The following is a 13,519-nucleotide window of genomic DNA, read 5'->3' on the forward strand; positions in this document are numbered from 1 at the left end:
GCGGCATGCGGCGGTTCACCGATGCGACGGTCCGTACCTGTACGCGTGCCCGTCCCTCTCAGTCGAGGCCGTCGAGCGGCGTCCCCGGCCACCTCAGTCGGGTCCTCGTACGCGTCCCCGTCCATCTCGGTCGAGGTCGTCGTGCGGCGTGCCCGTCCACCTCAGTCGAGGTCCTCGTACGCGTCCCCGACCACCTCAGTCGAGGTCGTCGAACGCGTCCCCGAGGTCCAGGCCCGGTATCTGCGACACGGCCGGTGCCGTGACGCGTGAGGCGAAGTCCTCGCTGCGGCGGGCCGAGTCGGTGTCGTCCTGGACGACGACCCAGACGGTGACCTCACCGTGGGCGTCGTCCCGTACGCCCCAGTCCTTGGCCAGCGCGCTGATGATGTTCAGCCCCCGGCCGCCGCGCGCGGTCACCGAGGGGGTCGCCGGAACCGGACGGGTCGGGCCGCCCCCGTCCGTCACCTCGACCGTGAGCCGTCCGGAGGTGTCGACACGCCATGCGGCGCGCACGTCCCCGTCGCCCGTCAGGCTGTCGCGGAGTGGTCTGCCGTGCCGACACGCATTGCTGAGCAGTTCCGAAAGGATCAATACAGCATCGTCGATGACCGATTCCGACACGCCACCGGTGCGCAACTGATCGCGCATCCGGTGTCTTGCCTCCCCCACGCCCGCAGGACCATGGGGTACGGCCATGCTCGACGACGTGGGCACCTCCTGTGCCACCACCAACGCCACCCCCGAGACCTCCTTTGCCCCACGCCACGGTGTGAATGCCCGGCGTGACCGGGCCGGAAACCGTCCGTACACGGCGAGTGATGCACTCGACACGATCGAACACGGAACGAACGCGCCGGTGCACTCCCCGTCATCGCCGTGGCTGGTTTCAGCCCATATGGGGCCCGGGGGGAGAAACGTTCCGTGGCGGAGGTCGACCCCGCTCAGCGACCGAGCCGGTCCAGTACCGCGCGCGGGCGGTTGGTGATGATGGCGTCGACGCCCAGTTCCAGGCAGAGGTCGACGTCCTCGGGCTCGTTCACCGTCCACACGTGCACCTGGTGTCCGGCCCGCTTCAGCCGCTGGATGTACGCCGGGTGCGTGCGCACGATCCGCATCGAGGGCCCCGCGATCCGGACACCGGCCGGCAGCCGTCCGTCCCGCAGCCGGGGCGAGAGGAACTGCAGCAGGTACACCGTCGGCAGCGTGGGCGAGGCCGTCCGCACCCGGTGCAGCGACCGCGCCGAGAAGCTCATGATCCGTACCGGCGACTTCTCCGGGGACTCGGGGGCGTCCAGCCCGAACCGCTTCAGCAGGAGCAGCAGCCGCTCCTCGACCTGCCCCGCCCAGCGCGTGGGGTGCTTGGTCTCGACGGCCAGGTCGATGGGGCGTCCGGCGTCGGCGACGAGTTCCAGCAGCCGCTCCAGGGTGAGCACCGAGGTGTCCTCGGGGTCCTGCGGCCGGTGCTCCCAGTCGGGCTCCTCGTCGCTCCTCTTCCAGGAGCCGAAGTCCAGCGCGGCCAGGTCGGCGAGCTCCAGGGCCGAGACCGCGCCGCGCCCGTTGGACGTACGGTTGACGCGTCGGTCGTGGACGCAGACGAGGTGTCCGTCCGCGGTCAGCCGGACATCGCACTCGAGGGCGTCGGCACCGTCCTCGATCGCCTTCCGGTACGCGGCAAGGGTGTGCTCGGGGGCGTCCTCGGAGGCCCCGCGGTGGGCGACGACCTGAACCTGGTGCTGTCGTGCATGGGTCACCGCGTCATCGTCCCACCGTCGAGGGGTACACGTGGGACCGGTGGGCGACGTGAGGGAATCGGCGAGGTGTCGGGAATGCAGATTTTTGTTCGCACCGGTCCGATATAAAGGATGGCCACGGACCCACAGCCACCGCTTATGGTGCCCTGACGTCCGGTGGGAAAAGCTTGACGGCGTACAAAAGGACACGCACAGGTGAGAGCGCCCGGCGCCGCGCGTGGGTGTGCGAGTACGACCGAGTGCGACAGAGAAGACAGCCGTGGAACGAGGAGAAGAGCTGTGAGCACCGAGAACGAGGGCACTTCGGTACCCCCGGCCCCGTCTGCACCTCCCGTGCCGGTGGACGCTCCCGCTTCCGCGCCGGGTGAGGCCCCCGAAGGGCAAGCGCCGTCCGCAGGCACCCCGGGCGCGGGGGGCACTCCGCCCGCGGGGGGCGCGCCGTTCGGGCACGGCGCCCCGCAGCCGCCGAGGCCCGAGGGGGCGCCGCAGCCGGAGGGTGCGCCGACCGCGCAGTTCCCGCCGGTGCCGCCGGGTCACCCCGTGGCCTCCTCCGCCCCCGAGTCCGGCTGGCCGCCGCCTCCGCCGGCCACCCCCGCGTACGCGGGCGGCGGCGGTGCGGGCGACCCCTGGGGTGCCCCGTACGAGAGCCCGGCCCCGAAGCCGAAGAACAGGCGGGGCGGTCTGGTCGCCGCGATCCTCGTCGCCGCGCTGGTCGCGGGTGGTGTCGGCGGCGGCATCGGTTACCAGCTGGCCAAGGACGACGACTCCAGCGGCTCCACGACGGTCTCCGCGGCCACCAGCGGCGGCGATGTGAAGCACGACAACGGCACGGTCGCCGCCGTGGCCGCCAGGGCGCTGCCGAGCACGGTCACCATCGAGGCCGAGTCCACGGGCGGCCAGGGCGGCACCGGCACGGGCTTCGTCTTCGACAAGCAAGGCCACATCATCACCAACAACCACGTGGTCGCCGACGCGGTCGACGGCGGCAAGCTCACGGCGACGTTCCCGAACGGCAAGAAGTACGACGCCGAGATCATCGGTCACGCGCAGGGCTACGACGTGGCCGTCATCAAGCTCAAGAACGCCCCCTCCGACCTCAAGCCGCTCGCCCTCGGCGATTCGGACAAGGTGCAGGTCGGCGATCCGGCGATCGCCATCGGCGCGCCCTTCGGCCTGTCGAACACGGTGACCTCGGGCATCATCAGCGCCAAGCACCGTCCGGTGGCCTCCAGCGACGGCAGCTCCGGCAGCAAGGCGTCCTACATGAGCGCCCTGCAGACGGACGCCTCGATCAACCCCGGGAACTCCGGCGGCCCCCTGCTGGACGCCCAGGGCGCGGTCATCGGCATCAACTCCGCGATCCAGTCGACGAACAACAGCGGGTTCGGCAGCAGCGGCCAGTCCGGTTCGATCGGCCTGGGCTTCGCGATCCCGATCGACCAGGCGAAGTACGTGGCCCAGCAGCTGATCGCCACGGGCAAGCCGGTCTACGCGAAGATCGGTGCCTCGGTCTCGCTGGACGACTCCTCCGGCGGAGCGAAGATCACCGACCAGAGCACGGGCGGGTCCGCCCCGGTCGAGTCCGGGGGCCCCGCGGACAAGGCGGGCCTCAAGCCGGGCGATGTGATCACCAAGCTGGACGACACGGTGATCGACAGCGGCCCGACCCTGATCGGCGAGATCTGGACCCACAAGCCCGGCGACAAGGTGACGATCACCTACCAGCGCGGCGGCAGTACCCACACGGCGGAAGTGACCCTGGGCTCCCGAGTCGGCGACAACTGAGCCGCACGGTCAGGCAGGTGGCACGGACGAGCACCGGCGGGGACCGGTAGGCCCGCCCCGCCCCGGCCCGGGCGGACCGGGGCCGAGGTGGGTTGCCCGAGCGGCCTAAGGGAACGGTCTGGAGAACCGTAGTGACGTGAAAGCGTCACCGTGGGTTCGAATCCCACCGCCTCCGCAGGTCAGAGACGTGCTGGTCAGAAGGGTGTCCCTCGATGAGGGGCGCCCTTTCTGCATGGGGGCTGTCTCACCCTGATCCGGCCCTGTCGCGTTGAGGATCAGTGCGTGGACCAGGCGTGGACCAAGAATGCGGAAGTATGCGCAGCTCAGACGCCATACAAGCCCGTGGGGCCACTGCGCTCCATGGGCCGTGCCACGCGAATTCACTCACCATGGCAATCACCCCCGGTCTACTGTCGGTCCGCCCGGCCGTCTGGGGGTAGACGTCGTCGCTTCCATTGCCACGGTGGGCGGCGCGCTGGGATCCGGTTTGGAGAGTGACGAGGCGATCCGGGCAGCCGCCTATTCCAAGCGCGAACAGGAACGTCGCCGCATGCCGGCGGACGATCATGGTGACTGGGTGGTGATCTGAGTCGGACATGCGTCTTTGCTCGGTGGCCGGCCGGGTGTGGAGAATCGGCTGATGGATCGGTGAAGCGCTGTTTCGCGTCGAATGCGGGAGGGAACCCGCATCGCATGCCGCCGGAGCGCCGAAGCACCGCCTGGCGGGCCGGCGGCGGAACCACCGTTCCACCTGATCCGGGTGACCGGCCCGCAGAGGTTTGCCGCAGCCACGGACCCCGTCGTAGCAACTTCGGAGAGTCAGGCTCCTTGTGCCGTCTCCATCACCGCCGTGCCGCGGTCATGCCGCGACACCAAGGGAAGTCATCATGAAAGCAGCGGTATACGAAGGACCGCGAACGGTCACAGTGAAGGACGTACCGGACGCGAGGATCGAACACCCCTGCGACATCATCGTCAAGATCACCACCACCAACATCTGCGGTTCGGACCTTCACATGTACGAGGGCCGCACCTCGTTCGAGTCCGGCCGCACCCTGGGACACGAGAACATGGGCCAGGTCGTGGAGGTCGGCCCGGCCGTCCGCAAGGTCCAGGTCGGCGAGTATGTGGTTTTGCCCTTCAACATCGCCTGCGGCTTCTGCAAGCAGTGCGAGCGGGGTCTGACCAACTACTGCCTGACCATGCAGCCGCAACCGGACCTCGCGGGAGCCGCCTACGGATTCGCCGACATGGGCCCGTACCAGGGCGGCCAGGCGGAACTGCTCCGCGTGCCCTACGGCGACTTCAACGCGCTGCGTCTGGGCGAGGACGCCGCCGAGCGGCAGACCGACTACGTGATGCTCGCCGACATCTTCCCCACCGGTTATCACGCCACCGAGATGGCCCACGTCAAACCGGGCGACCAGACGATCGTCTTCGGGGCCGGTCCCGTCGGGTTGATGGCGACCTACTCCGCCCTCCTCAAGGGCGCCGGCCGCGTCTGGACGGCCGACCACCATCCCGACCGGCTGCGCAAGGCCGAGGAGATCGGGGCGATTCCCATCAACACCGCCGAGCAGAAGCCGGCGGAGGTCGTCAAGGAGGCCACCCTCGGTCTGGGCGCCGACAACGGCTGCGAATGCGTCGGCTACCAGGCACACGACCCCCAGGGACACGAGGACGCCAGCCTCACGCTCAACGGCCTGATCGACTCGGTCAGGTTCACGGGCGACATCGGCGTGGTGGGCGTGTTCCTGCCCCAGGACCCCGGTGGCGCGGAGGCCCAGGGCGAGCTGGAGGCCCAGGGCAAGGTCCCGATCGACTTCGGGAAGATGTGGTTCAAGGGCCAGCAGATGGGCACCGGGCAGGCTCCGGTGAAGAAGTACAACCGGGCGCTGCGGGACCTGATCGCCGGCGGGAAGGCAAAGCCGAGCTTCGTCGTCTCCCACGAACTCAGCCTGGACGAGGCCCCCACCGCCTACGAGCACTTCGACGCCCGTGACGAGGGCTGGACCAAGGTGGTCCTGCATCCCGACGGACACGGCAACGGCCACAAACAGTAAGGGCCTCATGGGCCGCCGGCCGACTGGTCTGCAGGACCGGGCCGCCCGACGAGCGGCGTCCAACCCCGGCTTCGGCCGGAGTTGGACGGGCCGTTGTCGCCTGCGCTCCTGTCATACCTGAGCAGCGGCGATCGCTCGCGTTCCGAGGTAGGACGGACGGCGGATCCCGATGACGCTTGTCGAGCCATGGCGCGCGTCACGTCCACGCCGCGGCCGGCCGACCGCGCCGCCGGTTCGGTGACGCGAGTTGAGGATTTGGATGCGGGCCACGCCGAAACCCCGGCGTTGTCCGCTGTGCGCTGTTCACCTTCTCAGTCAAGCGGCTCGCCTTCCGTTCACCTCACCGCTCGTGAGGAGCACCCATGAACACGGACAACCGCTCCACTTCCCGCCTCCAGCACGATCCGCTCGTGCGCGGCCTCGGCTGGGCCAGTGCGCTCCTGGGCGTGCCGCAGGTCGTCGCCCCGGCGGGCTTCGCCCGGGCCCTGGGCGTGGGCGACGCCCTCCGGCACCGCTCGGCCACGACCGCCGTCGGGGTACGCGAGCTGGCGGCGGCGACCGGGCTGCTGGGACGGCCGCATCCCGCCTGGCTCTGGGGCCGCGTCGGCGGCGACCTCATGGACCTGACGATGCTGACCCGGGCCCTGAAGAACCACAACGGTCGCGGCCTGGGCCGCACCGTTGCCGCGACCGCCGCGGTCACCGCCATCACGGCTACGGACGTCTATGCGGCCGTGACCCGCACCCGTAGGAGCACCCCCATGGAACTGACCGCGGCCACCACCGTCACCCAGCCCCCGGACGAGGTCTACGCCCTCTGGAGGGACCTGGAGCGACTGCCGGACTTCATGGCGCACCTGGAGGAGGTGCGCGTCACCGGCCCGCGCACCAGTCACTGGCGGGCCGGCGCGCCGTTCGGCAAGGCGGTCGAATGGGACGCCGAGATCACGCAGGAAGTCGCCGGCCGGCTGATCGCCTGGCGGTCGGTGGACGGCGCCGACATCGACAACTCCGGCGAGGTCCGCTTCGTGCCCGCCCCCGGCGGCCGGGGCACGGAGATCCGGGTGACCCTGCGCTACGACCTGTCCGGCGGAGCGCTGGGCAAGGTCGCGGCGCGCTACTTCGGCGAGGAACCGCACCAGCAGCTGGACGACGACCTGCGCCGCTTCAAGCAGATCGCGGAGACCGGCGAGGTCGTCCGCTCCGAGGGCGCACCCGGCGGCAAGCGGGCCCGCGGCGAGTTCCCGCAACACCCGGCCCGACCGCTGACCGAGGACGAACTGAAGGAGGCCCTGGCATGAAGGCGAACTGCTGGACGGGACGCAACTCGGTCGAGGTGCAGGACGTCCCCGAACCCTCGATCCTGAACAGCCGCGACGCCATCGTGAAGATCACCTCGACGGCGATCTGCGGCTCCGACCTCCATCTGCTCGACGGCTACGTCCCCACCATGGAAAAGGGCGACATCATGGGCCACGAGTTCATGGGGGAGGTCGTCGAGGTCGGCTCCGGCATCAGCGACGGCAAACTGCGCGTCGGTGACCGCGTCGTCGTGCCGTTCCCCATTGCCTGCGGCGCCTGCGCAGCCTGTCGCGCGGAGCTGTACTCCTGCTGCGAGAACACCAACCCCAACGCGGGCATCTCGGAGAAGTTTTTCGGCCACCCCACCGCCGGCATCTACGGCTACTCCCATCTGACCGGCGGCTTCGCCGGCGGCCAGGCCGAGTACGCCCGCGTGGTGCTCGCCGACGCCAACGCCCTCAAGATCGAGTCGGACCTCACCGACGAGCAGGTGCTGTTCCTGTCCGACATCCTGCCGACCGGGTACATGGGCGCCGACATGTGCGACATCCAGGAAGGTGACGTCGTCGCCGTCTGGGGCGCCGGTCCGGTCGGCCAGTTCGCCATGGACAGCGCCCGGGTCCTGGGCGCGGAGAAGGTCATCGCGATCGACAAGGAGACCTACCGGCTCGACATGGCCGCCGCCCAGGGGTACACCACCATCAACTTCGAGGACACCGACGTACGGTCGGCACTGCTCGAACTCACCGGCGGCCGGGGCCCCGACAAGTGCATCGACGCGGTCGGCATGGAGGCCACACACGGCGCCTCCCACGTCCACCTCTACGACCGCGCCAAGCAGGCGGTCCGCTCCGAGACGGACCGGCCACACGCCCTGCGCCAGGCCATCCTGTCCTGCCGGAGCGGCGGCGTGGTGTCGGTCATCGGCGTCTACGGCGGACTGATCGACAAGTTCCCGGCGGGTGCCTGGATGAACAGGTCCCTGACCCTGCGCACCGGGCAGTGCCACGTGCATAAGTACATGAAGCCGCTGCTGGGCATGATCGAGCAGGGCAAGATCGACCCCACCCGGGTCATCACCCACCGGCTGCCCCTGACCGAGGCACCGACCGGCTACGACCTGTTCAAGAACAAGAAGGACGGCTGCGAGAAGGTCGTCCTCACGCCGTGAGGGGCCCGCGCCGGATCAACTGCGGCACCATCCCGCTGACGCCGACCAGCCGAGCCGGCCCCGTAGAGCAGGGCAGACACCCGGAGACGCGGACGGCCTTGCGAGAGCCTCACGGCAACTCCGACGGCAACGACGGCACACAGAGACCGTTGATCACGACTGTCAGCCGTCAGCCGGGAGGAAGGCGGCACCCCCGCCCGACAGCCTGCCCGAATTTACGGATCAGAAGGTGCATCGCCTCTCGGACTCGGCGGCGGCGGACGCGGGATCCGGGGGGAAGGGTGTGACCGGCACGCCAGTAGGCTCACGCAGTACCGGCGTGAGCTGGGATCAAGCGACGCTCTCAGGATCGCGGGCGAGTCGGACTCAGTGGACCCCGTGTGGACCACAGCCCCCGTACGGCGCCCGATCCCGGTACGCTGTACCCGCTCCGCCCCAGGTGGGCCGGGGTGAAGGTGGGTTGCCCGAGCGGCCTAAGGGAACGGTCTTGAAAACCGTCGTGGCGCGAGCCACCGTGGGTTCAAATCCCACACCCACCGCGCAGACTACGGCCCCTGACCAGGTAGATCGGTCAGGGGCCGTCGTGCTGCGCGCTGTCCGTCAGTGCCCGTCGTTCCCCGGTGCTCCACGGCTTCCGCACCCCTCGCGGACCTCGGCCCGGGCTGCGGATCGCCTGCCCGACCACTCGGGCTGTGGCGGCCGGGAGCGCCGCGCCGTGCCGCGGTGTTGCCCGGCGCGGCCGGCGTCGATCAGGCGGGAGGCCGCGCAGTTGTGGGCCTCCGGCGCACGCACAGAGCAGATGACGATCTCAGAACGAAGTGTGTGCGAGTGGTGTGGAAATTGATCATTCAATGGTAAGAAAGGCCACTTGGTCTTTACTTTTTGCGCCGCGCCTGTGGCCACTCCGGGCGCGAACACAGAGGAGGTCCCGGTTTGGCCGGGTTTTTCGCGCCCGCGCGTCGCGGCCGCCACCGCGACCGGCGACGCAGATGGCTGTCCGCCGTCGCCGCCGTGGCCGGTGCGGCGCTGATCGGTACGACAATCGGTCTGGCGATACAGTCGGCCCAGGCCGACCAGACCACCCAGGGCGTCGACAACCTGCGCACCAACTGGGACCAGAACGAAGCCGGACTCTCCCCGGCGGTTGTCCAGTCGTCCGCCTTCGGCCGGCTCTTCGCCACCAAATTGGACGGGCAGATATACGCCCAGCCGCTGGTGCTGGGCGACCAGGTGATAGCGGTCACCGAGAGCAACACCGTCTACGGCCTCGACCGCACCACCGGTGCGATCAAGTGGAGCAAGAACTACGGACCGGCGTGGCCGGCCTCCGCGATCGGCTGCGGTGACCTGGTGCCCAACGTGGGGGCGACCGCGACCCCCGTCTACGATCCCGCCACCAACGCCCTCTACTTCACCACCAAGGTCGACGACGGAACCTCCACGCACCGCCACCCCAAGTGGCTGATGCACGCGGTGGACCCGGCCTCCGGGACCGAGCTCCCGGGGTGGCCGGTCACCATCAGCGGGAGCCCCGTCAACGACCCGAGCGCCGGCTTCGACGCCTACTACGAGCAGCAGCGCCCCGGGCTGCTGCTGATGGACGGCGTCGTCTACGCGGGCTTCGGGGGTCACTGCGACGCGTGGCCGTACCGCGGCTACGTGGTCGGCGTGAGCACCACCGAACACGCCATCACCTCGATGTGGGCCACGGCGACCGGTGCCGGCACGGGTGGCGCCGGCATCTGGCAGTCCGGCGGCGGCCTGGTCTCCGACGGCTCCGGCCGGATCTTCTTCAGCACCGGAAACGGCATCAGCCCGGCCCCCGGCCCGGGCAAGACCGTGCAGGGAACCCTGGCCGAGTCAGTCGTCCGCCTCCAGGTCAACGCGGACAACAGCCTCAGCACGGCCGACTTCTTCAGCCCGAGCGACGCCCCCACCCTGGACCTGAACGACCAGGACATCTCCTCGGGCGCACCGATGGCACTGCCGGACGGCTTCGGCACCAGCGAGCACCCCCACCTGCTGGTCCAGCAGGGCAAGGACGGCCGGGTGTTCCTGCTCGACCGCGACAACCTCGGCGGCATGGGCCAGGGTGCCTCCGGCGGCGACGCCGCGGTGAGCGTGTCCGGCCCCTACCAGGGCATGTGGGGGCACCCCGCGTTCTGGGGCGGCGACGGCGGCTATGTCTACGTCGTCGGCAACTACGGCCCGCTGCGCGCACTCAAGTACGGCGTACGCAACGGCGGCACGCCCGCGCTCACCCTCACCGGACAGAGCCAGGACACCTTCGGCTACACCAGCGGCTCTCCCCTCGTCACATCCAACGGCACGGACGATTCCAGTGCCCTCGTGTGGATGGTCTCCGCGAGCAACGCCTCCGGGGCCGACGGCACCCTGCGCGCCTACAGTCCCACCCCGGACGGCAACGGCCTGCTGCAGCTGCTGTGGTCCGCACCGATCGGCACGGCGACGAAGTTCAGCACTCCCACCGCCGGCGACGGCAAGGTCTACGTCGGCACCCGGGACGGTGTGCTCTACGGTTTCGGCAGCCCGGCCAGGACCGCCCTGACCGCGGCCTCTGTCGACTTCGGTCAGGTCGGCGTGGGCGCCAGCAGCTCGGCCGCCATGAAGCTGACGGCCACGCAGGACGTCAGCATCACCGGGCTCAAGGCCTCCGGCGCGTTCTCGGTCGACCCGTCCGCCGTGCCCACGGCCGAGCGGCCCACGGCGCTGGCGGCGGATGCCACACTGGATGTGCCGATCAGCTTCACTCCCACGACCACCGGCGGCGTCAACGGCACGCTGACCGCCAACCTGTCGGACGGCCAGAAGCTGGTCTTCGCACTCCACGGCGTCGGCACCAGGCCCGGTCTCGGGGCTGCGCCGGGAGCCGTGGACTTCGGGGAAGTGCCCACCGGCAGCACCTCGACGCTGAACCTGCAGATCACCAACACCGGTACCGAGGCGGAGACGATCGACTCGATCGACTCGCCCACCGGCTCGTTCACCGCCTCGGGTCTGCCGAACGCGGGCACGGTCGTACCGGCCGGCGGTTCGTTCGTGCTCTCGGTCACCTACACGCCGGCCGGCGGCCAGGTCGACAGCGACGCCCTCGTGGTCAGCAGCAGCAGCGGCGGCGAGGCGCACACTCTGAGCGTGCCGGTCAACGGAACGGCGATCACGGGACAGGGGCACCTGGAGTTCTCCACGAGCTCGCTCGACTTCGGCTCGGTCCCGATCGGCAGCTCGAAGTCGCTCTCCTTCACCATCACCAACACCGGCAACATCCCGGTGACCGTGACCAAGGCCAAGGCGCCGACGGGTGACTTCAACAGCCCGATGCAGCTGTCCGAGGGCCTGGTCATCGGTCCTGAGCAGACCGCCGTGCAGAGCGTGACGTTCACTCCGCGCTCGGCCGCGGACCTGAGCGCCTCCTACGAGGTCACCGGAACCGGGGTCGACGCGAACGGCAGCGCCCAGGGCGCCATGTACGTGTCGGTCAAGGGCACCGGCACCGGCACCGCCACGACCACGTCGGCGAAGGACGGGCTGTGGCAGGCCAACGGCTCGGCGGTGGCTGCCGACGACGGCAGCGTCCAGCTGACCCCGGCCACCGGCAACCAGGCGGGCACGGCGGTGTACACCAAGCCGCTCCGCACCGACGGCCTTCGGGCCACCTTCACCGCCAAGTTCGGTCCTGGCAGCGGTGGAACCGGTATGACGCTCTCGCTCCTCGACCCCGCCCAGAACTCCGCCTCGGCACTGGGCGCGGCCGGTGGCGGCCTCGGTGTCGCGGGGCGGCCGGGCGTGGTGATCGCGTTCGGCACCGGCTGGAACAACACGCTCCAGACCCAGAACTTCGCGGCTGTGGGCTCCAGTTCGGCCGACTCCTCGGCGATCCACTACCAGTCGGTCGCGAAACTCAGCACCTCCCTGCGCCAGGGCACGCACCAGGTGGACGTCCAGGTGGACGCCGGCCATGTGTATGTCTGGATCGACGGGACGCAGGTACTGGACGCGACGCCGACGCTGACGTCCAGCGCACTCGTCGCCTTCTCCGGGGCCACGGGAGACGGCGCCGACACGCAGACGGTGAGCGGCCTGGTCGTCAGCGAGGCGGCGCCCCCCGCTCCGCAGCCCAAGGCGGCGACCTCGCTCAACCTCACGGCCCCGAACACGGGTGTCCCGGGCCGGCCGTTGACCGTCAGCGGCACGCTGACGTCGACCGCGGCCCTTGCCCCGGGTCAGCTCGTACACATCACGCGGAACGGAGCGGCACTGCGCGATGTGACGACGGCGGCGGACGGCTCCTTCACGTTCAGCGACACTCCGCCGGCGGACGGCACGTACACCTACGCCGCGAGCTACGCGGGGGACGAGACCCACGAGACGGCGAGCACCGCGGGCCTCGTCCAGGTCTCCAGACTGACCACCTCGATCACTCTGACGGCTCCGGCCACCGCCATCCGCACGCGCACGCTGACGGTGTCCGGCAAGCTCTCCGGCTCGCCGTTCGCCGCCGGTCAGGTCGTCAAGGTGACGAAGACCGACCTCGCCCACCCGTCCGGCGTCGCACTCGCCGACGCCAAGGTCGCCACGGACGGTTCGTTCAGGTTCGCGGACACCCCGCAGACCGGCAGCGCCAACGCCTACAAGGTGACCTACGGCGGCGACGTCTCACACACGGCGGGCAGCCGCACCGCCACCGTCCTGGTGTCCCGGGCCGCCACGTCCCTGACCATCGCCACCGACCACTCGACGTACACGTACGGCCAGTCCGCGAAGGTCACCGCCCACCTGGGTACGACCTACAACCTGCGTACGGTGGCGATCTACGCCCAGCCGTACGGCGGCAAGGCGGTCCTGGTGAAGTCGGGCACGGTGGACTCCCAAGGCAATCTGACGGCGTACTACAAACTCGCCCACAACACCACGTTCAGCGCGGTGTTCTCCGGCGACTACCAGTACTCCCCGAGGACCGTCGCCGGAAGCGTGTCCACCTATGTGGCGATCTCGGAGAAACTGTCCGGTTACTACACGAGCACGTACTACGGCAGCACCCTCTACCGCGTGTACCACCAGACGGCCAAGGAGCAACTCGCCGTCACCGTCACACCCAACAAGGCCGGTCAGTGCGTTGTCTACCGCGTGCAGCGGTACTACAGCGGCGCCTGGCACACGCAGAGCACCACCCCTTGCTCCTCCCTCGGTTCCGCCAGTACCGGGAGCCAGCAGATGTCCCTCACCAAGGCCGTGAACAGCAGGTTCCGCGTGGCTGCGGAGTATGTCCACAGCAGCAAGGACAACACCAACCTCACCACCTGGGGCGCCTGGCAGTACTTCACCGTCAGGCAGTGAGCAGCGACCTGGACCCAGCCGGCAGCCCCGCCCTCGCACAGCACGAGGGCGGGGCTGCCCCTTGTCGCCAGGCGTGCGGCGATCGGGGC

Annotated in this window: 8 protein-coding genes and 2 tRNA genes; 8 read left to right on the plus strand and 2 right to left on the minus strand. The window is 69.8% G+C overall.

Going from position 1 to position 13,519, the window contains the following annotated elements:
- Positions 1-195 precede the first annotated feature (195 nt).
- The gene (locus ACFYZE_RS06100) at positions 196-738 is read right to left on the minus strand and encodes an ATP-binding protein (protein ID WP_388989235.1); all 543 of its coding nucleotides are present in this window, start codon (positions 736-738) and stop codon (positions 196-198) included.
- A 203-nt stretch (positions 739-941) separates the two neighbouring features.
- Positions 942-1,751 carry a glycerophosphodiester phosphodiesterase gene (locus tag ACFYZE_RS06105; protein ID WP_388989238.1) on the minus strand — a complete coding sequence of 270 codons (810 nt, stop codon included), beginning with the start codon at positions 1,749-1,751 and terminating at the stop codon, positions 942-944.
- Between the two features lie 279 nt (positions 1,752-2,030).
- Here ACFYZE_RS06105 and ACFYZE_RS06110 point away from each other — a divergent pair, with 279 nt between their 5' ends.
- The 8 genes from ACFYZE_RS06110 (at position 2,031) to ACFYZE_RS06145 (ending at position 13,430) form a co-directional block, all read left to right on the plus strand.
- Entirely contained in the window at positions 2,031-3,536 is a 1,506-nt protein-coding gene (locus tag ACFYZE_RS06110; protein WP_388989241.1) for a S1C family serine protease, read from the plus strand.
- 84 nt (positions 3,537-3,620) lie between these two features.
- A tRNA-Ser gene (locus tag ACFYZE_RS06115) sits at positions 3,621-3,711 on the plus strand.
- A gap of 288 nt (positions 3,712-3,999) precedes the next feature.
- A complete protein-coding gene (locus ACFYZE_RS06120) occupies positions 4,000-4,125 on the plus strand; it encodes a hypothetical protein (RefSeq protein ID WP_388989578.1) in 126 nt (41 codons plus the stop codon).
- Positions 4,126-4,423: 298 nt separating this feature from the next.
- A complete protein-coding gene (locus ACFYZE_RS06125; protein WP_388989244.1) occupies positions 4,424-5,599 on the plus strand; it encodes a glutathione-independent formaldehyde dehydrogenase in 1,176 nt (391 codons plus the stop codon).
- 362 nt (positions 5,600-5,961) lie between these two features.
- The gene (locus tag ACFYZE_RS06130; RefSeq protein WP_388989247.1) at positions 5,962-6,900 is read left to right on the plus strand and encodes an SRPBCC family protein; all 939 of its coding nucleotides are present in this window, start codon (positions 5,962-5,964) and stop codon (positions 6,898-6,900) included.
- Complete coding sequence (locus tag ACFYZE_RS06135) at positions 6,897-8,072, plus strand: zinc-dependent alcohol dehydrogenase (RefSeq protein WP_388989250.1); 1,176 nt, start codon at positions 6,897-6,899, stop codon at positions 8,070-8,072. The genes ACFYZE_RS06130 and ACFYZE_RS06135 overlap by 4 nt, the downstream gene beginning before the upstream one ends.
- Positions 8,073-8,526: 454 nt before the next feature.
- Positions 8,527-8,611 (plus strand) — tRNA-Ser (locus ACFYZE_RS06140).
- Between the two features lie 394 nt (positions 8,612-9,005).
- Positions 9,006-13,430, plus strand: coding sequence for a choice-of-anchor D domain-containing protein (locus ACFYZE_RS06145; protein ID WP_388989253.1), 4,425 nt, complete (start codon positions 9,006-9,008; stop codon positions 13,428-13,430).
- Positions 13,431-13,519: the final 89 nt, after the last annotated feature.

Source organism: Streptomyces sp. NPDC001796 (assembly GCF_042892355.1).
In the GTDB taxonomy this organism is placed as follows: Bacteria; Actinomycetota; Actinomycetes; order Streptomycetales; family Streptomycetaceae; genus Streptomyces.